Annotated in this window: 18 protein-coding genes; 10 read left to right on the top strand and 8 right to left on the bottom strand. The window is 54.5% G+C overall.

What is annotated here, in order from left to right; translation table 11 throughout:
• The first annotated feature begins 103 nt into the window (after positions 1–103).
• From ROJ03_RS11335 to dinB, 3 genes are read left to right on the top strand one after another with little or no spacing between them, the layout of a single operon-like run.
• A complete protein-coding gene (locus tag ROJ03_RS11335) occupies positions 104–1,585 on the top strand; it encodes a UDP-N-acetylmuramyl-tripeptide synthetase (protein WP_313727172.1) in 1,482 nt (493 codons plus the stop codon).
• Positions 1,576–2,721 (top strand): D-alanine--D-alanine ligase, encoded by a 1,146-nt coding sequence (locus tag ROJ03_RS11330; RefSeq protein WP_313727171.1) that lies wholly within the window; start codon positions 1,576–1,578, stop codon positions 2,719–2,721. The genes ROJ03_RS11335 and ROJ03_RS11330 overlap by 10 nt, the downstream gene beginning before the upstream one ends.
• 1 nt (position 2,722) lies before the next feature.
• A complete protein-coding gene (gene dinB / locus ROJ03_RS11325) occupies positions 2,723–3,892 on the top strand; it encodes a DNA polymerase IV (RefSeq protein WP_313727170.1) in 1,170 nt (389 codons plus the stop codon).
• A gap of 8 nt (positions 3,893–3,900) precedes the next feature.
• On the opposite strand, the gene ROJ03_RS11320 is transcribed toward dinB, so the two are convergent.
• Both ROJ03_RS11320 and ROJ03_RS11315 read right to left on the bottom strand, forming a co-directional pair.
• Positions 3,901–5,049, bottom strand: coding sequence for an MFS transporter (locus ROJ03_RS11320; RefSeq protein WP_313727169.1), 1,149 nt, complete (start codon positions 5,047–5,049; stop codon positions 3,901–3,903).
• Position 5,050: 1 nt separating this feature from the next.
• Positions 5,051–5,875: an undecaprenyl-diphosphate phosphatase gene (locus ROJ03_RS11315; RefSeq protein WP_313727168.1), complete on the bottom strand. Its 825-nt coding sequence runs from the start codon at positions 5,873–5,875 to the stop codon at positions 5,051–5,053.
• A 140-nt stretch (positions 5,876–6,015) separates the two neighbouring features.
• Here ROJ03_RS11315 and ROJ03_RS11310 point away from each other — a divergent pair, with 140 nt between their 5' ends.
• From ROJ03_RS11310 to ROJ03_RS11295, 4 genes are read left to right on the top strand one after another with little or no spacing between them, the layout of a single operon-like run.
• The gene (locus ROJ03_RS11310) at positions 6,016–6,522 is read left to right on the top strand and encodes a tRNA (cytidine(34)-2'-O)-methyltransferase (protein ID WP_313727167.1); all 507 of its coding nucleotides are present in this window, start codon (positions 6,016–6,018) and stop codon (positions 6,520–6,522) included.
• Positions 6,519–7,331 carry a pyrroline-5-carboxylate reductase gene (gene proC / locus ROJ03_RS11305; protein ID WP_313727166.1) on the top strand — a complete coding sequence of 271 codons (813 nt, stop codon included), beginning with the start codon at positions 6,519–6,521 and terminating at the stop codon, positions 7,329–7,331. Before ROJ03_RS11310 ends, proC begins: the two co-directional genes overlap by 4 nt.
• Positions 7,332–7,372: 41 nt before the next feature.
• On the top strand, positions 7,373–8,650 hold the full coding sequence (gene serS / locus ROJ03_RS11300; protein ID WP_313727165.1) for a serine--tRNA ligase: 1,278 nt from the start codon (positions 7,373–7,375) through the stop codon (positions 8,648–8,650).
• Between the two features lie 13 nt (positions 8,651–8,663).
• Positions 8,664–10,121: a nicotinate phosphoribosyltransferase gene (locus tag ROJ03_RS11295; RefSeq protein WP_313727164.1), complete on the top strand. Its 1,458-nt coding sequence runs from the start codon at positions 8,664–8,666 to the stop codon at positions 10,119–10,121.
• On the opposite strand, the gene ROJ03_RS11290 is transcribed toward ROJ03_RS11295, so the two are convergent.
• From ROJ03_RS11290 to ROJ03_RS11270, 5 genes are read right to left on the bottom strand one after another with little or no spacing between them, the layout of a single operon-like run.
• Positions 10,118–10,714, bottom strand: a complete 597-nt coding sequence (locus ROJ03_RS11290) for a GyrI-like domain-containing protein (RefSeq protein WP_313727163.1) — start codon at positions 10,712–10,714, stop codon at positions 10,118–10,120. The two genes, ROJ03_RS11295 and ROJ03_RS11290, sit on opposite strands and share 4 nt — an antisense overlap.
• 9 nt (positions 10,715–10,723) lie before the next feature.
• Entirely contained in the window at positions 10,724–11,476 is a 753-nt protein-coding gene (locus ROJ03_RS11285) for an N-acetylmuramoyl-L-alanine amidase (protein WP_313727162.1), read from the bottom strand.
• Entirely contained in the window at positions 11,473–12,402 is a 930-nt protein-coding gene (locus ROJ03_RS11280; protein WP_313727161.1) for a hypothetical protein, read from the bottom strand. Before ROJ03_RS11280 ends, ROJ03_RS11285 begins: the two co-directional genes overlap by 4 nt.
• Entirely contained in the window at positions 12,392–13,516 is a 1,125-nt protein-coding gene (gene proB / locus ROJ03_RS11275) for a glutamate 5-kinase (protein ID WP_313727160.1), read from the bottom strand. Before proB ends, ROJ03_RS11280 begins: the two co-directional genes overlap by 11 nt.
• The gene (locus tag ROJ03_RS11270) at positions 13,513–14,841 is read right to left on the bottom strand and encodes a glutamate-5-semialdehyde dehydrogenase (protein WP_313727159.1); all 1,329 of its coding nucleotides are present in this window, start codon (positions 14,839–14,841) and stop codon (positions 13,513–13,515) included. The genes proB and ROJ03_RS11270 overlap by 4 nt, the downstream gene beginning before the upstream one ends.
• Positions 14,842–14,998: 157 nt before the next feature.
• On the opposite strand from ROJ03_RS11270, the gene ROJ03_RS11265 reads away from it, so the two are divergent.
• The 3 genes from ROJ03_RS11265 to ROJ03_RS11255 are packed head-to-tail and all read left to right on the top strand — an operon-like array spanning position 14,999 to position 17,873.
• Positions 14,999–16,102, top strand: a complete 1,104-nt coding sequence (locus tag ROJ03_RS11265) for an ABC transporter substrate-binding protein (RefSeq protein ID WP_313727158.1) — start codon at positions 14,999–15,001, stop codon at positions 16,100–16,102.
• Positions 16,102–17,121 carry an iron ABC transporter permease gene (locus tag ROJ03_RS11260; protein ID WP_313727157.1) on the top strand — a complete coding sequence of 340 codons (1,020 nt, stop codon included), beginning with the start codon at positions 16,102–16,104 and terminating at the stop codon, positions 17,119–17,121. Before ROJ03_RS11265 ends, ROJ03_RS11260 begins: the two co-directional genes overlap by 1 nt.
• Positions 17,118–17,873, top strand: coding sequence for an ABC transporter ATP-binding protein (locus tag ROJ03_RS11255; protein ID WP_313727156.1), 756 nt, complete (start codon positions 17,118–17,120; stop codon positions 17,871–17,873). The genes ROJ03_RS11260 and ROJ03_RS11255 overlap by 4 nt, the downstream gene beginning before the upstream one ends.
• 1 nt (position 17,874) lies before the next feature.
• Here the strand turns inward: ROJ03_RS11255 and ade are convergent, their stop codons facing one another.
• Positions 17,875–19,614: an adenine deaminase gene (gene ade, locus ROJ03_RS11250; RefSeq protein WP_313727155.1), complete on the bottom strand. Its 1,740-nt coding sequence runs from the start codon at positions 19,612–19,614 to the stop codon at positions 17,875–17,877.
• Positions 19,615–19,700 lie beyond the last annotated feature (86 nt).

Genomic DNA, 19,700 nt, shown 5'->3' with positions numbered 1-19,700 from the left:
AGTTATACCATAGCTGAGGAGCTGACACAAACACCATACCAAAAAATGCAGGGCAACTCCACTACCAGTTGCAGAGCCAAAGCATCCCTGCTACGATGGGAGCATGAATACGCTGTTGGGCCTGTTGAACTCTGTTGGCATTGAGGATCCCACGCTCTGCCCCTCCCTCACCGTCTCATCCATCTGCTACAACTCCAAGCAATGCACCGAAAAGAGCGTTTTCTTCGCCTTTTCGGGCCTCCACACAGATGGCGACCTCTATATAGAGGAGGCGATACAAAACGGTGCCATCTGCATCGTGAGCCGTCACCCCGTACAGGCAAAGCAGGAGTCCGTATTCTATTACACCACCGAGGCTCCCCGTCCTCTCTTTTCCCGAATGTGTGCAGCCTTTCATGATTGGCCAGCCAAAAGCCTGGTTGTCATCGGGGTGACGGGAACCGATGGGAAGAGCACGACAAGCGACTACCTCTACCAGATGCTCCGTTCCCAGGGGTGCAAGGTGGGTATCCTGGGGACCGTCAGCATGGATGACGGGTCAGGAAAACAGGCCTCGCCCTATAGGCAGAGCACACCCGAGGCCGACCAGATGCACCGTTTCTTGCGCCGTTGTGTGGAGAACTCCCTCACCCATGTGGTGCTCGAGTGCACCAGCCACGCCCTGAGCAGGGAGTATGACCGGCTCGCAACCATTGAGTTCTCCATGGCCCTGGTACCAACGGTAAGCAGCGAACACCTTGAATTCCACAAGACGATCCAAGCCTATGTGGATGCAAAATGCAACCTTGTTCGGGCGCTCAGAAAAGGTGGGACCTTCCTTACCACACAACAGAACCCCTACCGAACAGCATTCATCAGAGCCCTGCCCCCCTCTTGCTCCTCCTACCTGGTGGAGGAGGAACTTCCCTACTCGCTAAGCACAACAGAAGAGGGGTTCAGCGTTATCCATAGCTGCGGCCTGACCTTCGAAACACCCCTACAACTCTCCTGCCTGGCGAGCAATGCTATGCTTGCCTTGCTGGCAGCATCAAGGCTTCTTGGGAAAAAACCACACTACCTGTTGCCACTGCTGGAAGAACTCACCCCAGTTGCAGGGAGGATGGTCACCATCAAGAACCGGCTAGGGATCCGGATCGTCATTGACTTTGCCCATACCGCAGACGCCTATGCCCAGATCTTTTCCCACATGAGGGAGGGTACCGGCAAAGGGAACATCATAGCGGTTTTCGGCTGTGCCGGGGAACGAGACACCAGCAAGCGCGCCCCAATGGGAAAGATAGCAAGCCACTACTCCGATCGGCTCATACTCACCGAGGAGGACCCGAGGGGGGAAGAGAGCAAGACCATCTTCAGGGACCTTCGTTCCGAGATGGACAACCCATCCTGCATCGTCGAGGAGATCGAGGATCGTGAGGCTGCAATCGAGAGGGCTTTCACCCTTGCAAAGCCTGGCGACACCCTGCTGTTCCTTGGCAAGGGGCATGAATCATCCATTGAAGGGAGAACAGGCAAGAGGAGCTGGAATGAAGAGGCAGTGGTTCTTTCCATGGTACAAAAGCAAGAGAGGGAGACCGGATGCGTGTAGGACTTATCTATGGAGGGAGGTCGGGGGAACATGAGGTCTCCATCAACAGTGCCAAAGGAGTACTGCCACCTCTACGCAACCTCGGCCACACAATCCTCTTGCTAGCCATCACCCTGGAGGGCCAATGGTTCCTCCAGAAACAGGACCACATTGCAGATACGATTGACACCACCTTTGCCTTGGATATTGTCCCAGGCAGGGGATTGTTCTGTGCAGGAGAGCCTCTTTTGCTCGATGTAGCCTTTGCCGTTACCCATGGCTATGGCGGGGAAGACGGCAACCTGCAGGGACTGTGCATGCTTGCGAATCTTCCGCTGTGTGGATGCAACACCCTCAGCAGCGCCATTGGCATGCACAAGGATGTTGCGTCCAGGCTCTTTTCGTTGGAAGGCATCCCCACCGTCCCATCAGTTCTGCTTTTGCAGGGCGACCTGGCCTGGCTGGAAGGGGGAAAAAGTGTGACCCCTAGCTGGATCTCCCCTGAAACAGTACAAGGCACAGATCGTTGGAGCCTTGCCCTTAGGGCCTTGCAGGAGAGGCTCGGCCCTTCTCTCTTTGTAAAGCCTGAGAACAGCGGCTCCTCATTGGGCGTCTCCGCCCTTCCCGCCCCTGACGGGCTGCTCTTCCAGGAGGCAGTGCTCCAGGCCAAGTGCCACAGTGAGGCCGTGTTGGTACAGAAACTCATCGAAGGGGTATCGGAGCTTGAATGTGCGGTCCTGGATGCAGGGGCAGAGGGTTTGGTAGCCGCAGGCCCGGCCCTGGTAGTCGACCCAGGCAAAGAGAGGGAGCACTTTCTCAGCTACGACCACAAGTATGGGCAAATAGACAGTGCATATCTCCAACTGCCTTCCTCCCTCCCTCCAGAGATGGACGAGCAGATTCGCTCCTATGCGAAACGTGCATTCAGGGCCATCAGGGGTGAAGGATATGCACGGGTTGATTTCTTTGTCTCAGAGGGTAGGATATACCTCAACGAGATCAACACCTCGCCTGGGATGACGGGTACCAGCCACTTCCCCCTCATCATGCGCCATGGGGGATATACGATGGAAAGGGTCCTTGAGCTTCTCATAGCCCAGGCACTGCAAAAAAAACGGGAAGAGAGTACCCGTACCTATCGCCCACCAGGAGCCTGAGATGGAACGGGTCATATTTCACGTCGACATGGATGCCTTCTATGCTGCCATAGAGCAGCATGACAACCCTTCCCTTGTGGGAAAACCCTTGGTCATAGGCGGCCTGGGCCCAAGAAGTGTCGTCTCCACAGCCTCCTATGAGGCCCGGAAGTTCGGCCTGCACTCTGCCATGCCCATGGCGCGTGCCCTAGAGCTCTGCCCCCAAGTGCTTGTCATCAAACCCAACATGCACCGCTACAGCCAGGTAAGCAAGGCCGTGATGGAGATCCTGCGCACCTTCTCACCCGATGTCCAGCAACTCTCCATCGATGAGGCTTTCCTGGACATGAGCGGTACCCGTCGCCTCTATGGGCTTCCCAGGGAGGCGGCACTGCTTTTGAAACGGAAGGTCAACGAGGAGACAGGCCTGACCATCTCAGTGGGGATAGGCCCATCCCACTTCATAGCGAAGATGGCCAGCGACTACAACAAGCCAGACGGCCTTTGCAGGGTATCCCCGGGCAGGGAGATTGCATTCATAGATGCTGTCGGGTTGAAAAAGCTGTGGGGTGTAGGAAAGGTCACCCAAGCCTTGTTGGCCCAAAAACACATACATACCACAGCAGAGCTGCGCGAATTCACCCTACCCTCCCTGCAATCCCTGTTCGGCAACTCGATGGGAAGCTTCCTCTACTCTGCCTGCAGGGGCGTTGACCCAGGAATCTTCAGCTCCCAGGCAAAGAGCCACTCCATCTCAACCGAGACAACCTTCATTGAGGATGTCACTACCAAAGAGGTGCTGGAGCAGAACCTTCTACAGATGAGTCATGAGGTCATGTTTCGCGCCCTGGACGAAAAACAGATAGGAAGGACCATCGGCATCAAGCTTCGCTTTCCCGATTTCTCCACCTACACCCTTCAGGTGACCCCCAAGGCCAACATCTACAGTGCCGAACAGATCTACACCTATGGCAAGGAACTGCTCTACCAGAAGTGGCATGAGGGCTTGCCGGTACGGCTTATCGGCATCGGGCTCTACCAGCTCTATGATGGGGAGAAGCCACTGCAGGAGGAGTTGTTCGAGGACCCCTACCAAAAAAGAAGGGAGCTGGAAAAGGCAATCCTGAAGATGCAGAAGAAAGGCCAGCAGGTATTCAAGGCGACGAATCTGGACAAGGGCACAGAACACTAGGGAACCCTTTACCTTCCTTTTCCCTCTCCCAACAAGACCAGACGCAATACGCTGGCCATCATCGCAACAATGAGGAAGGCCTGGAGAACAGGAAGCCATACCAGCCCGACCGTCGATGCGAGGGCCCCGACGACAGGGGGCATGACCATGTTTCCAATATAGGCCGTTGCCATCTGCAGCCCTATGATGGCCTGGCTTGACTCAACGCCAAAACGGCGTGGTGTCTCGTGGATCATGCTGGGAAAGATGGGACCGCTTCCCAACCCCAACATAAACAGGGCGATACCTGAGACGCTGGCTCGGGAAGAGAGAAAGAGCAGCAAACTTGCCAAACAGACCACCAAGCCTCCGAGTGTCATCTTGTTGTTGGAAACCCGGAAGGTAATGAACCCACTTGCAATCCTCCCTATCGTGATGCCCAGATAGTAGAGGCCTCCCCATAAGGCGGCTTTGGTCGGGTCCAGGCCCTTGACCTGCACCAGATAGGTGGGAGCCCAAAGCCCTGTTGCGATCTCCAACGAACAGTAGAGATAGAAGGTCAGCAGGGCAAAAGGCACCCCTTTGATCTTCATGGCAACCAGGTTGCTTTGGTTTACCTCTCCGCGCTCCTGTACCTCACGGTCCTTCCAGAGGGAGCGTGAGGAGAAGAGAACCACTACCAGGAGCATCTGCACTGTCCCGATGGCGAGGTAGCCCCCTCGGTAGCTATAGCCTAGGGTGAGGGCAAGGGATACGATGGCAGGCCCCAAGCTGGCACCTACACCCCAGAAGCTATGGAGCCAACTCATATGCCTTGCCTTGAAGTGCAGGGCAACATAGTTGTTGAGAGCGGTGTCCACCGATCCTGCCCCCAAGCCCAAAGGCAGGGCAAAGAGCATCAGCATCGCCAGGTTGGTCGAGAGGGAAAAGCCCAGAAGGGCAAGGGCTGTCAAGAGGACACTGACCATCGTCACCTTGCCGGTGCCAAACCTGGTTATGACCTTCGTGCTGAAGAGCGCCGAAACGACCGTTCCCATGCTGACCACAGCAGCTACGAGACCAGCACTCCAAAGGGGTAGGGCCAAAGCCACATGCATGACAGGCCACGCGCTTCCCAGGACTGCATCGGGCAGTCCCAGACTGATGAAGGAGATGTAGATGATGATCAAAAGGGCCATGTTACCGTCCTGTAGAGAGGAAATAGATCGTCACAACCAAGGCCAGGCCTATCCTGTAGTACCCGAAGACCGAGAAGTCATGTTTCCGGACATAGGAGACCAACGCCTTGATGCAGAATAGGGATACGAGGAAGGAGGAGACAAACGCTACAGAAATTGCTGCGTACTCCCCAGCTGTATAGGATAGGCCAAGTTTCAGCAATTTCAGCAGCGATGCCCCTGCCATGACAGGGATTGCCATGAAAAAGGAGAACTGGGCCGCTATCGGCCGGGCTACCCCAAAGAGGATCCCCCCCAGGATGGTCGAGCCCGAGCGGCTGGTGCCGGGAACCAGGGCCAGCATCTGGAATGCCCCCATGGCGGCGGCATCCCTGTAGGTGATCTCCTCCAGGGTCTTGACCCTAGCTTCCCTGGTACCTCGACCCTTCTTCTCCAGAACCACATAGACCACACCGTACAAGGCAAGGGCCACTACGATGACCTGCCATCTGTAGAGGTAGGTATTCATCACCTCGTCAAGCAGAATTCCTGCCACGCCTGCTGGAATGGTTGCGATAAGCACCTTCGACCAGAGGATCCAGGTGTTGCGTTTTTCCGTTGCATCCTTTTTGGGGGAAAAGGGATTGAGCAGGGAGAAATAGAGGATGATGACAGCCAGGATGGAAGCCAGCTGGATGATGACCATGAACAGCTCTTTCCCTTCTGGGCTCATGGAAAGCGAGATAAGTTCATCAAGCAAGAGCAGATGCCCTGTAGAACTGATGGGAAGCCACTCTGTTATTCCTTGCACAAGACCCAACAACAATGCCTTCAACAACTCGAGCATGGCCCCTCCTACGATATGGCAACAAGTCTAGAGCAAAATCACCCACGATACAAGCTTGTGCAATTTTTCCTTCCACAAGTTGGCATGCCTTGTACCGATTCGTCTTAAGTGGTAGATTTGAACGAAGAGGAATAGAGCATATGGCACTTCATATCGTCCTGTTTGAACCCGAGATACCACAGAATACCGGCAATATAGCCCGTACCTGTGCAGCAATCGGTGCAACCTTGCATTTGGTGCACCCCTTGGGCTACTCCATGGACGAAAAACACCTCAAGCGTGCAGGCCTGGACTACTGGCATCTGCTTACCATCCTTGAATATGAAAGTGTCGAAACCTTCCTGGAAAGCCATAAGGATGACAACCTCTTTTTCTTTACCACCAAAGCCCATCAACTCTATTGTGAAGTGCAATACCCCCAAGAGGCCTACCTCATCTTTGGCAAGGAGAGCGCAGGAATCAGTGAAAGCATCCTCGTCGATCATGAGGCGAGCTGTGTTCGCATCCCGATGCGGGAGGAGGCGAGAAGCCTCAACCTATCCAATACAGCCGCCATCGCGGCATATGAGTACATGAGACAGCAACAGTTCCCGTCCTTGCTACAGGCAGGGACTCTGCATAGACTATCCTGGGGAGAAGCGAAATGAAGAAGATCGGAATCATCGGGGCAGGAAACATGGGTGGGGCGATAGCCCAGGCCCTCTGCGAACAGCAGACGTGGAGTGTCACCCTCTTTGACACTGACAAATCCAAGCTGGATGCGCTGGGAAAAAAACTGGGATGCTCCGTTGCATCCTCGCTGGATGAGCTGCTCCTCTCGGAAGAGCTGCTCTTGCTCTCCGTAAAGCCCCAGGTCCTGCCCTCCCTCTATGCAACCCTCCGCCAAAGGGGGGCTTCCGAAAAGCAATGGATCAGCATAGCAGCAGGCGTCAGCCTGGAGACCCTAGCGAAACAGCTTGGCACAAACGAGATCGTCAGGTTCATGCCCAACCTCGCCGCCCAGGTTAAGCAATCGGTTACGGCAGTGGCTGCCCATGAAAAATCCTCCAAGCACCTTCTGGAGACGGCCCTAATCATCGCAAGGGGTTTCGGGACGGCCTTTCCCCTTCCTGAGGAGCAGATAGCTGCCTTCACCGGCATCAGCGGCTCGGCCATCGCCTATGTTTTCCAGTTTTTCCACGCCCTTGCCATGGGAGGCGTTTCGGAAGGGCTTCCGTACCCTCTCGCCCTTGCCATTGCACGGGATACCTGCCTTAGTGCAGCCTCCCTGCAGAAAGGTACCGACGAGAATCCAGTGAAGCTGGCCACCATGGTATGCTCTGCTGGAGGGACCACCATCGAAGGGATGAAAGCCCTCGCCGAAGGGGCCTTTGATGCAACCGTCATGGAAGCGGTACATGCAGCAGCAGAAAGATTTAGGGACCTTGAAGAAGAATCGAAACACCAGGGACTGTAAGACCCATTGCCCATTTCATATCATACCAATGAGGAAGAATCATGATAGACCTGAAAGAACTGAAAGAAAGACGGGACGAAATTGCCAAGAACATCAGCAGCCGCTTCATGCATGTCGACATCGATGCGATCATCACCTTGCAGGAGAGACGTTCTGCACTGCTCCAGGAAAGCGAGTCTTACCGCGCAAAACGGAACGAGAATGCCCAGAAGATGAAGGGCAAGCTCGACAAGGAGAGCCGGGACGCCTACATTGCGGAAGGAAAGCTGATCAAGGAGACCATTGCCAAGCTAGAGGCAGAACTTGAGCTCGTCGAGAACGAATTCCAGGAAAAGGCAAGGACCATCCCCAACTATGCACATCCAAAGGCTCCCATCGGCAAGGAGGACAAGGACAGCACCGCACTGAAGTTTGTCGGAAATCCCCCCACCTTCTCCTTCCAGCCCAAGGACCATGTCCAGCTGGGTGAGAGCCTCGACCTCATCGATTTCGATACGGCTACCAGGGTCTCCGGACCCAAGTTCTACTACCTGAAGAACCAGGCTGTCATCTTGCAGATGGCCATGGAACGATACGCCTTGGACATTGTCATAAGAAAAGGGTTCACCCCGTTCATCACCCCGGATGTTGCCAAGGAGGAGATCCTCAAGGGAATCGGCTTCAATCCCCGTGGAGAAGAGAGCAACATCTACAACCTCGAAGGAACCGATACCTGCCTGGTAGGGACCGCTGAGATTACCCTTGGTGGATACTATGCAAACCAGATCCTTGACAGGAAGGACCTTCCCATCAAGATGAGCGGGCTCTCCCACTGCTTCCGCCGCGAGGCTGGAGGGGCAGGCCAGTATTCGAAGGGCCTCTACCGGGTGCACCAGTTCTCCAAGCTGGAGATGTTCATCCTCTGCCTTCCGGAAGACAGTGAGCGTTACCACGACCTCCTGCTCGAGATCGAAGAGGAGATCTTCAGCGGTCTCGGCCTCGCCTATCGCGTCGTCGACACCTGCACAGGAGACCTGGGTGCCCCTGCCTACCGCAAATTCGATATCGAGGCCTGGATGCCCGGCCGTGGCGAGGGTGGAGAGTACGGCGAGGTAACATCGACGAGCAACTGTACCGACTATCAGGCACGCTCGTTGGGAATCCGCTATCGTGATGATGCAGGGTCCATACAGTTTGTCCACATGCTCAACGGAACAGCCATTGCACTTTCCCGAGCCATGGTAGCCCTGTTGGAGAACTATCAGAATGAGGATGGTTCGGTAACCATTCCCGAAACGTTGGTTCCCTATACAGGATTCAACCTTATCAAAGCTCGATGACAAGGAGTGAATAATGCAGGTAAGCGCCCTCACGACAGATTTCTATGAACTGACCATGATGCAGGGGTACTTTTCCCAAAAGCACAACCCCCAGGTGGTATTCGAGATGTTCTACCGCACCAACCCCTTTGAAGGGGGGTATGTGGTATTTGCCGGCCTGAATGACCTCATCGACAAGCTGGAAAATCTGGCATTCAGCGAAGAGGACATCGAATACCTGGAATCGTTGAACACCTTTACCCCGGAATTTCTGGCGTATCTGGGCAACTACTCCTTTTCTGGCGACATTTATGCGGTCTCTGAAGGGACAGTGGTCTTTCCCGGGGAGCCGTTGGTCAGAGTGCATACAAACCTCATTGAAGCCCAGCTCATAGAGAGCCTGTTGCTGAACACCCTGAACTTCCAGAGCCTGATCGCCACCAAGGCGTCGAGGATATCCCTTGCTTCCAAGCGGGGGATGCTCATGGAGTTCGGCCTCAGGCGGGCCCAAGGTGGGGATGGGGCGCTATCGGCATCCAGGGCAGCGTTCATTGGAGGTGCCCAGGTCACCAGCAATACCCTTGCCGGAAAGAAATTCGGCATCCCTGTAGCCGGGACCATGGCCCACTCATGGGTCATGAGCTTCAACTCCGAACTGGAATCCTTCAGGGCCTTTGCCAAATTCTACCCTGACAATGCCATCCTGCTTATCGACACCTATGATACGCTAGGCTCTGGAATCGAGAATGCCATCATCGTTGGCCTGGAACAGAAGAAGATCAACAAGTCGATCGGAGTACGGATCGATAGCGGAGACCTCTCCTACCTGCCACGTGTGGTCCGCAAGAAACTCGATGATGCAGGGCTTACCGATGCCATCATATGCGTTTCCAATGACCTGACAGAGGAGATAGTACAGACGCTCGTCCACGATGAAGTCCCCATCGACAGCTGGGGTATCGGCACCCACCTGATAACTGGGGGCACGCAATCCTCTCTCAACGGTGTCTACAAGCTGGCAGCGAAGGAAGAGGATGATGGAACCATGAAGCCAACCATGAAGATCTCCAACAGTTTCGAGAAGACTACCAACCCTGGAATAAAGCAGGTCTGGAGATTCTTCGACAAGGAAGGGGGTGCCTTGGCCGACCTTACCACCCTGGAGACAGAGAAAATTGTCCCTGACAAGAAGTACACCTTCTACCACCCCTTTGCCGAGGCCGATTTCTTTGAGATGCAGAAGGAGGACTATGTAAAATGCCTTCCACTGCTGACGAAGAAGATGGAAGGTGGCAGACGGCTGGGAGCGAGACCGACCCTACAGGAAGTCCAGCAGTTTTCCATCAACAACATCAAGGCATTCCACAAAAGCTACCTTCGCCTCATCAACCCGCACATCTACAAGGTCAGTCTCTCTTCCAAGCTGAAGAAGCTGAAGATGGACCTCCTTGTTGCCCAGAGAAGAAAGGCCAAGGAAGAGATCTTTGGCTAGACTCTCTCCACACGGTAGCGCAGCACTGTCTTCAGCTGCTCCTCTACCGTTTTGTGGGGGTTGGAGAGGTATATCTCACGATGGCTCTCCCCCACACGCCTGAGCCTGTTTGAAAGGCAGAACTGATCCATCTTCTCAAAGGAACGGTTCTCCAGGGCATAGGGACCGATGTGCATCATCGTAACGCACAGGCCATCTTCCATGCTGACAAAGCGGGCATCCTTTACCGAGAGTTGTTTCTTGAAACTGCACAGTTCGGCGACCTTATGAAAGAGAGCCTCCGTAACAAAGGGAGGCTGGGCTATCATGCTTGACCAACGCCAGCAGTCCCGGTTCTCGACTTCAAGGGCGGACCAGACACCCTCCAGAGGCGAGACAACAAAACCCTGGTACCAACTTTCATGCTTGAACTCCATCTTCAGGGTATAGCTCAGGGCATAGAGGAGCTCTACAGCATCCCCGTACGCATCGTCTGATGGGGAACCCTCCCCGTCCACCACAAAATATGGGCAAGAGGGGACAGTGATGAGCGTCGGTTCAGTTTTGGGTGAGTAGAGCATCCTGAACTGTTTCTTTCGGTCATGGTTTTCCATAGGCAACTCCTAGATACAACGGATCACAGCCTCTGTTATTGCATGGGCAACAAGTTGTCTCCACGTTGGGGAGAGGATCTTTTGTGCTTCATCTTCGTTCGACAGGAACCCCACCTCGACAAGGACAGAGGGTACCCTGCTTGCATTGAGCACATACAGGTCCCTCTCCTTGATGCCCCGGCTTCGGGAGGTTATCAACTTTTCGGAGAACACCTCTGCAAAGGTCCCTGCGACATAGAGGTTCCTCTGGTTCAGAAACCGGTTGAGTTCCAGGGAAGGCAGGGAAGCGAACAGGGCAATATTTGCCAGCGGGGTCTGTTCATCAAGCAGGGAAACCTGTTTGGCCTGTCGTTTGGTCAGGATCTCAAAGCCTACGGCATCGGAGGTTGTTGCACTGTTGATGTGGATGGAAACAAACAAGGCACTGGACTTTGGGGGCAGAGGTGCAGAGTACGCAACCTGCGACCGTTGGGCAAGGGAGACATAGGTGTCATCGGTTCTGGTCATGACCACCTGCAATGCTGGCTTTTCTACAGCCAACAGGGCAAGTACCCGTTTGGCAATATCAAGGGTAAGGTCGCTTTCGTTGATGGTGCCACCGGAGAAGCTGTAGGAAGCACTCGCACCAGGGTCATGGCCACCATGCCCAGCATCAAGGATGACCGTCGAGACAGGAAAGGAGAAGGGATCCCCTGCCGAGAACAGGGGGACAAGAGAGGAAGCCAGAAGGATAGAGACCAGTGCTACAAAACCCTTTCTCACGACTGCTCCTCGTCGGGGAGCTTCCACTGCTTGACCAGTTGAGGAAAGTCCATCTTCTGCAACCAGAGAAGCCGTTTCTTCACTTCATCGGAAAGGGCGTCCTTGTCGACATACCCCTTGTATTTTCGTATCAGGTTCTTGCCGTTGATCTGCTCTATGGAGAGGGCTTTGGTGTAGCACCTCTTAAAGCCATCACTTTCACTTCGGTCTTCGATGATGGACTGCCTGTCGGCAAACTGCATCAGGAGGTGGGGCGTCGCCTTGACGGTGTAGCCGAGCAGGTGGCACCGGATACCCCAGTCAAGGGCCTGGAAATATTCGCTATGGATCCGTTCGTCAAAGCCGCGCAACCTCTGGAACAGTGCCCGGTCGTACATCCCCAGAGCCATTACAGGATAGAGAGTCGGCTGCGGATGTGGTGCATCCAGGGAAGGAAGATGCGATTTGGGCTCCAGGAGTTTCCCGTTGAGAAAGGGAGAACGCAAGGAAGGGACGATCTCCTTGTTTGAGTTGGCCAGGATAGCCGCCAAGGCTGCGGGAGGTTCCCTCTCCGCCATGAGCGAGAAGAGGGCAGAACCATCAAAGCGGACAAGGAGCAGGTCGCTGCGGACAATGAGAAAGTAGCTCGTCTGACACTCATTGGCGATCGCATTGATCTTCTCTCCAGTAAAGGTCATTGAAGTGAAGACCAGGAAAGTGACCTCCTTGTAGGCTTCCTGCATAGCAGGGATGTCGAGCTGGTCCTCCTGGGTAACCACATGCAGGGCATAGTTCATGTTTTCAACAAACCAGTTCAGGTTCTCGATCAATTGCTCGGGGGTTCCGGTGTCAAGGATACCGATGGCCAGCTGCTCGGTACTGTGCAGCTGGGATATACGGGAACCCAGGTCAACCCTTCTTCTGTAGATCCTGTAGTTATTCGCCATCGTCTAGCAGCACCAAATCCTCCGGACGGAATATGACGTCCTTATGTCCGCTACCCAGCAGGGTGGGAATGTCACTACTCTTGTGCCCAGCCAGGATCGAGATGTCAGTACTGTTGTAGTAGGGCACAGCCTTGGCAAAGGGTTTGCCGTCGACAGTGCAGACCTCCACTACATCCCCTGCCTCAAAAGCCCCTTCTACCTTGAGGACACCCTTGGGAAGAAGGCTCTTGCTGGAAAGGAGAGCCTGTTTGGCCCCCTCATCGACGACGATGGAACCCAGGTGGGAGTTGTTGAGAATCCAGCGGGAACGTTGGTTCATTCGTTTTTGGGGGTGGAAATAGGATCCCAGGACCTCCCCTTCCATCAGGCGAACGAGGATGTTCTCCTCATAGCCACTTGCGATGATCGAACCGCACCCTGCTACCGCCGCTATCTTTGCAGCGAGCAGCTTGGTCTTCATCCCGCCTGTAGAGAACAGGCTCCCTGCCCCGCCGGCAAACCCGAGTATCTCGTTGTCGAGGATCTCGATATCGCTGAGCAGCTCCGCCTTGGGATCTTTCTTGGGGTCAGCAGTATAGAGGCCCTCAATATCTGTGAGGATGACCAGCAATTCGGCATCAACCTTGCTTGCCACCATTGCACTCATCCTGTCGTTGTCACCGAAGGCTGAGCCAATCTCGGCTGTGCTTACCGTATCGTTCTCATTGAAGATCGGGACGACTCCAAGCTCCAACAGGGTAAAGATGCTGTTTCTGAGGTTCACGTAGGTGTGGCGGTTGTTCATCTCCTTGCGGGTAAGCAAAATCTGCGAGCAAACCACACCATGCTTCTTGAAGGACCTTCGATAGCTGCTCATCAGAAGGGGTTGCCCTATGGATGCACAGGCCTGGCGCATGGCTACCTGCTTGACAGGGCCCTTGAGCTTCAGCTCCTTTGCACCCATCCCGATGGCACCACTTGTTACGAGCAGGACCTGGTAACCGGCTTGCTGCAGAAGGACAAGCTGGTCGACAATCCTGTCTATGCAGCTTTCGTCGATGCCATCCTTTGTGGAAAGAAGGTTCGTCCCCACTTTCACTACAATCCTCTGGATCGAGGAAAAATCTCGTTTCATATCCCCTCTCCTGCAAGAAGACTTGAGCCTTCACACGATAGGCCCATATGCAAGAAAGGCTTGCCTTCTACCCCGCTATAGGAGGAGACCACCTGTCCATTTCCGTTGAGCAACCACTTGCTGCTCATCAGGCCATTCAACCCTACCGGACCGCGGGCGTGGATTTTTGCCGTGCTGATGCCCACCTCTGCCCCGAGACCAAAACGGAAGCCATCGGCAAACCGGGTCGAGCAGTTGGCAAACACATCGGCAGAGTCAACCTCCTGCATGAAGCGGGTGATGGCCCCCCTATCCTCACTGATGATGGCATCGGTGTGGTGCGACCCATACAAGGCGATGTGGCCAAGGGCCTCATCCATATCCTTGACGACCTTGATGTTCAGCTCCAGGGCGAGGTATTCGATCGCATAGTCCCCCTCCTGGTATCCCGTACAGTCGATGAGCGAGGATGTCGTCCCATCCCCATGGATGGTGACCCCTTTCTCCTTGAGGGCCTTTGCCACTAGGGGAATGAAGGTTGAGGCAACCTTCCTATGGACCAACAACGTTTCAATGGAGTTGCAGGCAGCAGGATATTGGGTCTTGGAGTCGACTGCACAGGCCAGGGCCTTCGCCAGGTCGGCCTTCTCATCAACATAGATGTGGCAGATCCCATCGGCATGCCCAAGGACCGCTATGGTGGTGTTCTCCATCACATATTTGACAAAGGCATTCGACCCCCTGGGGATGAGCAGGTCAATCTCCTTTTCCATCTTCAGCATGGAGGAGACATCACTGTGGCTTTCCAAAAGGGTAAGCCACTGATCACCTAGAGGTGAGCATTGGGCACTCTTCTTGATGGATGCCACCAAGGCGGTGTTGGTGTTGAACGCCTCCTTGCCTCCCTTGAGGATGATGCCATTGCCACTCTTAAGGCAGAGCGAGACTATCTGGACAAGGGCATCGGGGCGGGATTCAAAGATCATGCCAATCACCCCGATGGGGAAGCTGACCCGTTCAAGCAGCAGGTTCTTGTCCAGGAGCCTTCGCTCCAACACCTTGCCGATGGGATCCTCAAGCTCCGCAACCTGCTTTAGGCCCACCTGGACACCCCTCAGCTTCTCTTCATCAAAGATCAGCCGTTTGGTGAGGGCCTCTGCCAGGCCGCTATCCTTTGCAAGGTGGAGGTCTTTCTCGTTTGCCGCCCTGATGGCCGGCCAGTCACGGCTCAGGCCATCGGAAATGGCCGCAAGCAGGGCATTTCTCACAAGCTCACTGCTGACGGAAAGCACCGTCGCACTTGTTTTTAGTCTTTTGATATCTTCTTGAATGCGTATGCCATCCATCTGTGTAACCTCGTTGTTATGGTACCTATACAGTAAACTGAATATGGGAAGGTATCAAGGAGAAACCAAGTGAACCAATTGGTAAATTGCGATTGCTTTTTCGTATACACAATGGTAAACTGCAACCGTTCGCAACAGCACAAGGAGTTTTTTTACTATGAAGAGAATAACCCTCTGTATTCTGGTCCTGGTCCTTTCCCTCGGGGTCTTTGCCCAAGGCAATGTCGAAAAACAGATGATCAGCAGTGAATACTACCGCGCAACCGATGCAAATGGCAGGACCCTGACCCTGAAGGAGAAGCCAAAGAGTGTCATGGTGGCAGGCAAGGCAGCGGTCATGCCGGCAAATGCCCTCTTCCTCTTTCCAGAAGTACAGCAGATGGATGTGACCCTTTCCAAGACCGACCAGGGCCTAGGGGACTTTTTTTCCTCTCTCCGCCCTTCCCTGGATGAGCAGCCCCGTCTGGACCAGCAGGCCAGTGTTGAGGAGATTGCTGCAACCAATCCGGATCTGGTACTCATAAAGACCGCAAACTATGAATCGGTCGGAAAAAAGCTTGATCAGCTGGGAGTCCCCAACTTCACCATGAACCTGGAAACCTATGATGAATGGAAGGTGGAGCTGGCAGAGCTAGGAAAGCTTCTGAAGAACACTTTCCGTGCTACCCAGATCCTGGACATCTACGAGAGACGCCTGTCAGCCATAACAAAGAAGGTTGCAGCAATCCCAGAATCCCAGAAAAAACGGGTCCTCTTCCTGCAAGGGGTAAGCGAAAACAACGCAAACTCCTTCAAGATAGCCCCTGAAGCATGGATGCAGACCTGGATGGTTGAGCAGGTCGGTGCCATAGCTGTCTGGAAAGGGGCAAACCTTGCCGCCAACGGATGGTCCACCGTCTCTTTTGAACAGATAGCTGCCTGGGACCCTGAGGTCATCTATGTGGTAAGCTACAAGAGCCTGTCGGACCCCTTTGTAGAGGCAATCTACAGCTCCCCCATCTGGAAGAGCCTTGATGCGGTGAAGAATAACCAGGTGAAGTCTACCCCGGCTGACATGCTCAGCTATATGCAACCGGTCTCCAGCTGGATCCTAGGGGCCGAATGGATGGCCAAGGACCTCTATCCCCAGCTCTTCGCTGATGTGGACATGGACGAGATGGTGCGCACTTTCTATACCCAGATGTATAGCATCACCGACACTACCAAACTTGACACGATCGTCAGCAAGTTCAATGCCTCCCTTGCATTGAACAACAGATAATGAACGCCGAAAGGAGCTATCACAACGAGCAGAAGCGCAACAGGGCCATCCTGTTGTCCTTGCTGCTCTTGTTGCTTATGCTCTCCCTGCTTTTTTTGTTTGCAGGGCGTTACCCCAAGGGAGGCTTCAGCTTCCCCAAGGACCTCTCCCAGAATGTCATGATGAAAAACATCATGCTCAACATACGCCTGCCAAGAATACTGCTGGCCCTCATTGCAGGAGCCATACTCAGTGCGGCAGGCTTTACCTTCCAGATGCTGTTCTCCAACCCACTGGTGGAACCGGGATTTCTGGGAGTAAGCCAGGGTTCTGCATTCGGTGCCGCCCTGGTCATTGTGGTGGGAAACTACAACTCTGCCCTGGTCCAGGTCAGTGCAACATTCTTTGGGCTTCTGGCTTTGGGAGCCTCCTATTTCCTGGCAAAGAAGTTTCGCTTTGGGGGTTGGCTGCTTAGGCTGGTGCTCTCTGGCATCGCCGTTTCGGCAATCTTCTCTTCAGCCCTCGGCGTGGTAAAGCTGGTTGCCGAGCCTACCAAGGATCTGCAGGACATCACGTTCTGGATGATGGGTGGGCTGTGGAACAGCAACTGGAAACAGATACTCACCGTCATGCCCATCGTGCTGGTCTGCCTGGCCATCCTGTTCAGCTACAGGTGGAGGATGAACCTGCTCTCCCTACAGGAGAAGAGTGCCTACTCAGTAGGGCTCAATCCCAGGCTCGACAGGACAGTGCTGCTGGTCGTGGCAACAGTAGGTACGACCCTGACCATCTCGCTTACTGGACTCATCGGCTGGGTCGGCCTGATCATGCCCCACCTTGCCCGCAAGCTCTTCGGTTCTGACAGCAAGGTGGCCCTCCCAGGCTCGATGGTGATGGGTTCCCTTTTCCTGCTCCTTTGCGATACGGTGGGCAGGACACTGCTCCCTACCGAAATTCCCATAGGCCTGCTCACCAGCTTCATTGGGGCGGTCATCTTTATCGTCATCCTCTCACTGAAGCACCAGGAGGGCAAAGCATGACAGCCTTGAAGGTCGACAACCTCAGCTACACCTATCCAACGGGAACCAAGGCCCTCTGCAACATCACCTTGGATATCCAGGAACAATCCACAGTAGCCTTGCTAGGTTCAAACGGGGCAGGGAAAAGTACCTTGATGGACCTGCTCTTGGGGTGGAAGCCCTCTGCCAATATCCTGCTGTTCGATAAGCCTCTCAAAGAGTACGGCAGAAAGGAGCTGGGTAGGTTCATCGCCCTGGTTCCCCAGAGCGAGCACTACAACTTCTCCTTCACGCTTCTGGAGTATACCCTCTTTGGCCGGGCTCCCTATCTGGCAGAGATGGGCTCCCCTTCCGATGAGGATGTCCACCTAGCCTATGAAGCGTTGGAAACGGTAGGACTGGCCTCCTATGCCCACCGTTCGGTAACCACCCTCTCCGGCGGGGAGAGCCAGCTTGTCCTGATAGCAAGGGCAATCGCCCAGCAAAGCAAAGTCCTGCTGCTCGATGAGCCCACCTCATCACTCGACCCTGCCAACCGGAGAAAGGTCATCGATATCCTCCAGGCACTGCATGCCCAGGGCAAGACCATCATCTTCACCACCCACGACGCCCCATTTGCCTATGAGCTTGCAACCCATGTCGCCATGCTCAAGAAAGGGAGCCTGCTCTGTTTCGGCACAAAAGAGAGGGTGGTTACCAGCGAGATGCTGACCACCCTCTATGAGACGGATATGACCGTTTGCAGTGTTGGCGGGAGAACCCTCATCTACTAGGCTACAATTCCAGAGGAACAAACGAAAAGGTCGTTACATCGAAAAGCCCTATATCGGTGAGCTTGTATGCCGGGATCACCGGCAGTGCCATGAAGCTGAGGGTGGTGAAAAGGTCCATCTCCCGATTGGCCGAGAGCCTTTGTTGGGAAACCTCATGCAATTCGTCCAGGGCCTTGGCCACAAAGCTGCCGCTCTTGTCACTCATCAAGCCTCCGATGGGAAGGGCCAGGCAGGAGAGGACCTGGGATTTCTGTACGATAACCATCCCTCCCCCTAGGGCAATGAGGTGGTTGACAGCTACCTCCATATCCGTATCGTTATCACCGGCGACGATGATGTTGTGCGAATCATGGCCAACCGAGCTGGCTATCGCACCCCCCCGTATGCCCAAACCCCTGATGAGGGCAAGGCCAATGTTCCCCGTCCCCTTATGGCGTTCGATGACAGCAAGCTTGACGATATCCTGGGAGGGGTCATGGACCCAATGGCCGTCAACTACCTTTACATGTGCCTCACCCTTGCCGGTAACAACACCTCCAAGGATGGCATCGATGATGCGCACATGCTCACTTTTCAAAGGAAGGGCTAGCCTCGAAAGGGAAAAATCCTTTACCTGCATCTTCCCTGCTACCCGTTCATCGTGGAGCAATGGCACGGCCTTGAGGATGCGCCCATCCTCGGCTACCAAGGATCCTGCAATGTATACGCTGTGCATCGAGAACTCAGAGAGGTCGTTACAGAGGACAAAATCCGCACGCATGCCTGGGGCGATGGCCCCGCGGTCGGTGAGATGGTAGCATTCGCTGCTGTTGATGGTCGCCATGCAGATCGCATCGATGGGGTCCAGGCCTGCCCCTACTGCAAGACGGACGTTGTTGTTGATATGCCCGTCCTCCAGGATGCTTTTGGGCTGACGGTCGTCGGTGCAGAACATGCAACGCCTGCTGTTGGCCGTTGTCACCCCGCCAAGAAGGCCCAGTACATTCTTGCAGGCAGACCCTTCACGAAGCATGACATACATCCCCCGCCGGACCCGGCTATGGAGGTCTTCAGGGGTTTCACACTCATGGTCGGTCTTTATGCCGGTGGAGGCATAGGCATCCAGCTCCCGCCCGTAGATGGCAGGTCCATGGCCATCAATGACCTTGCCGACCTTCCTTGCTTCCCATATCTTATCCAGAACAAGAGCATCTGCTGCTATAACCCCAGGGTAGTCCATCATCTCCCCAAGTCCCAGTACCCGTTCGTGCCCTATGCGGGTGGCAATCTCAGGGGCGTGGATGATGGCACCGCTATGCTCGAACTCTGTGCTGGGTACACAGGAGGGGACCATAAAGAATGCCTGGAGGGGGGTATGTTCTGATGCCATGAGCATATAGTCCAACCCTGCAAGGCCGGTTACATTGCACAGCTCGTGGGGGTCGGCCACTACGGTAGTGGTTCCGCAGGGAACAACCAGGTTGGAGAATTCCTCAGGCGTACTGTGTGAGGATTCAATGTGTACATGGCCATCGATAAAGCCTGGCAACAGGTATTTTCCCTTGCCATCAACAATCTCCTTGGCCTTGCCCTGCCCACTCTTGGCAAACGCACAGATGAGGCCTCCTGCTATGAGCAGGTCAGCCTGGAACCACTCCTTATTATAGACATCAAGTATCTGAGATCCTGTTATGCAGAGATCGGCATCCTTGCGACCGACGGCCACATCGATGACATGTTTCATCTGTTTCTCGTCTGGCATTTGCTCCTCCTTATATAGCGAACGAACTGCCCTTTCCATCCAGTGTATCATCTTGGACTTTTTCTGCAAGTGATAGCTGTATCTTT

This window comes from Sphaerochaeta sp. PS (genome assembly GCF_032144095.1).
Classification (GTDB): Bacteria; Spirochaetota; Spirochaetia; order Sphaerochaetales; family Sphaerochaetaceae; genus Sphaerochaeta.
This window is presented reverse-complemented; position numbering and strand designations above follow the sequence as displayed.

What these genes read in the sequence shown, in the direction of transcription:
- ROJ03_RS11335 (WP_313727172.1), top strand. Translation starts at nt 104, where the DNA reads ATGAATACGCTGTTGGGCCTGTTGAACTCTGTTGGCATTGAGGATCCC.
- ade (WP_313727155.1), bottom strand. Translation starts at nt 19,614, where the DNA reads ATGCCAGACGAGAAACAGATGAAACATGTCATCGATGTGGCCGTCGGT.
- ROJ03_RS11295 (WP_313727164.1), top strand. Translation starts at nt 8,664, where the DNA reads ATGCAGGTAAGCGCCCTCACGACAGATTTCTATGAACTGACCATGATG.
- ROJ03_RS11270 (WP_313727159.1), bottom strand. Translation starts at nt 14,841, where the DNA reads ATGGATGGCATACGCATTCAAGAAGATATCAAAAGACTAAAAACAAGT.
- ROJ03_RS11260 (WP_313727157.1), top strand. Translation starts at nt 16,102, where the DNA reads ATGAACGCCGAAAGGAGCTATCACAACGAGCAGAAGCGCAACAGGGCC.
- ROJ03_RS11255 (WP_313727156.1), top strand. Translation starts at nt 17,118, where the DNA reads ATGACAGCCTTGAAGGTCGACAACCTCAGCTACACCTATCCAACGGGA.
- serS (WP_313727165.1), top strand. Translation starts at nt 7,373, where the DNA reads ATGATAGACCTGAAAGAACTGAAAGAAAGACGGGACGAAATTGCCAAG.
- proC (WP_313727166.1), top strand. Translation starts at nt 6,519, where the DNA reads ATGAAGAAGATCGGAATCATCGGGGCAGGAAACATGGGTGGGGCGATA.
- proB (WP_313727160.1), bottom strand. Translation starts at nt 13,516, where the DNA reads ATGAAACGAGATTTTTCCTCGATCCAGAGGATTGTAGTGAAAGTGGGG.
- ROJ03_RS11265 (WP_313727158.1), top strand. Translation starts at nt 14,999, where the DNA reads ATGAAGAGAATAACCCTCTGTATTCTGGTCCTGGTCCTTTCCCTCGGG.
- ROJ03_RS11310 (WP_313727167.1), top strand. Translation starts at nt 6,016, where the DNA reads ATGGCACTTCATATCGTCCTGTTTGAACCCGAGATACCACAGAATACC.
- dinB (WP_313727170.1), top strand. Translation starts at nt 2,723, where the DNA reads ATGGAACGGGTCATATTTCACGTCGACATGGATGCCTTCTATGCTGCC.
- ROJ03_RS11330 (WP_313727171.1), top strand. Translation starts at nt 1,576, where the DNA reads ATGCGTGTAGGACTTATCTATGGAGGGAGGTCGGGGGAACATGAGGTC.
- ROJ03_RS11290 (WP_313727163.1), bottom strand. Translation starts at nt 10,714, where the DNA reads ATGGAAAACCATGACCGAAAGAAACAGTTCAGGATGCTCTACTCACCC.
- ROJ03_RS11280 (WP_313727161.1), bottom strand. Translation starts at nt 12,402, where the DNA reads ATGGCGAATAACTACAGGATCTACAGAAGAAGGGTTGACCTGGGTTCC.
- ROJ03_RS11315 (WP_313727168.1), bottom strand. Translation starts at nt 5,875, where the DNA reads ATGCTCGAGTTGTTGAAGGCATTGTTGTTGGGTCTTGTGCAAGGAATA.
- ROJ03_RS11320 (WP_313727169.1), bottom strand. Translation starts at nt 5,049, where the DNA reads ATGGCCCTTTTGATCATCATCTACATCTCCTTCATCAGTCTGGGACTG.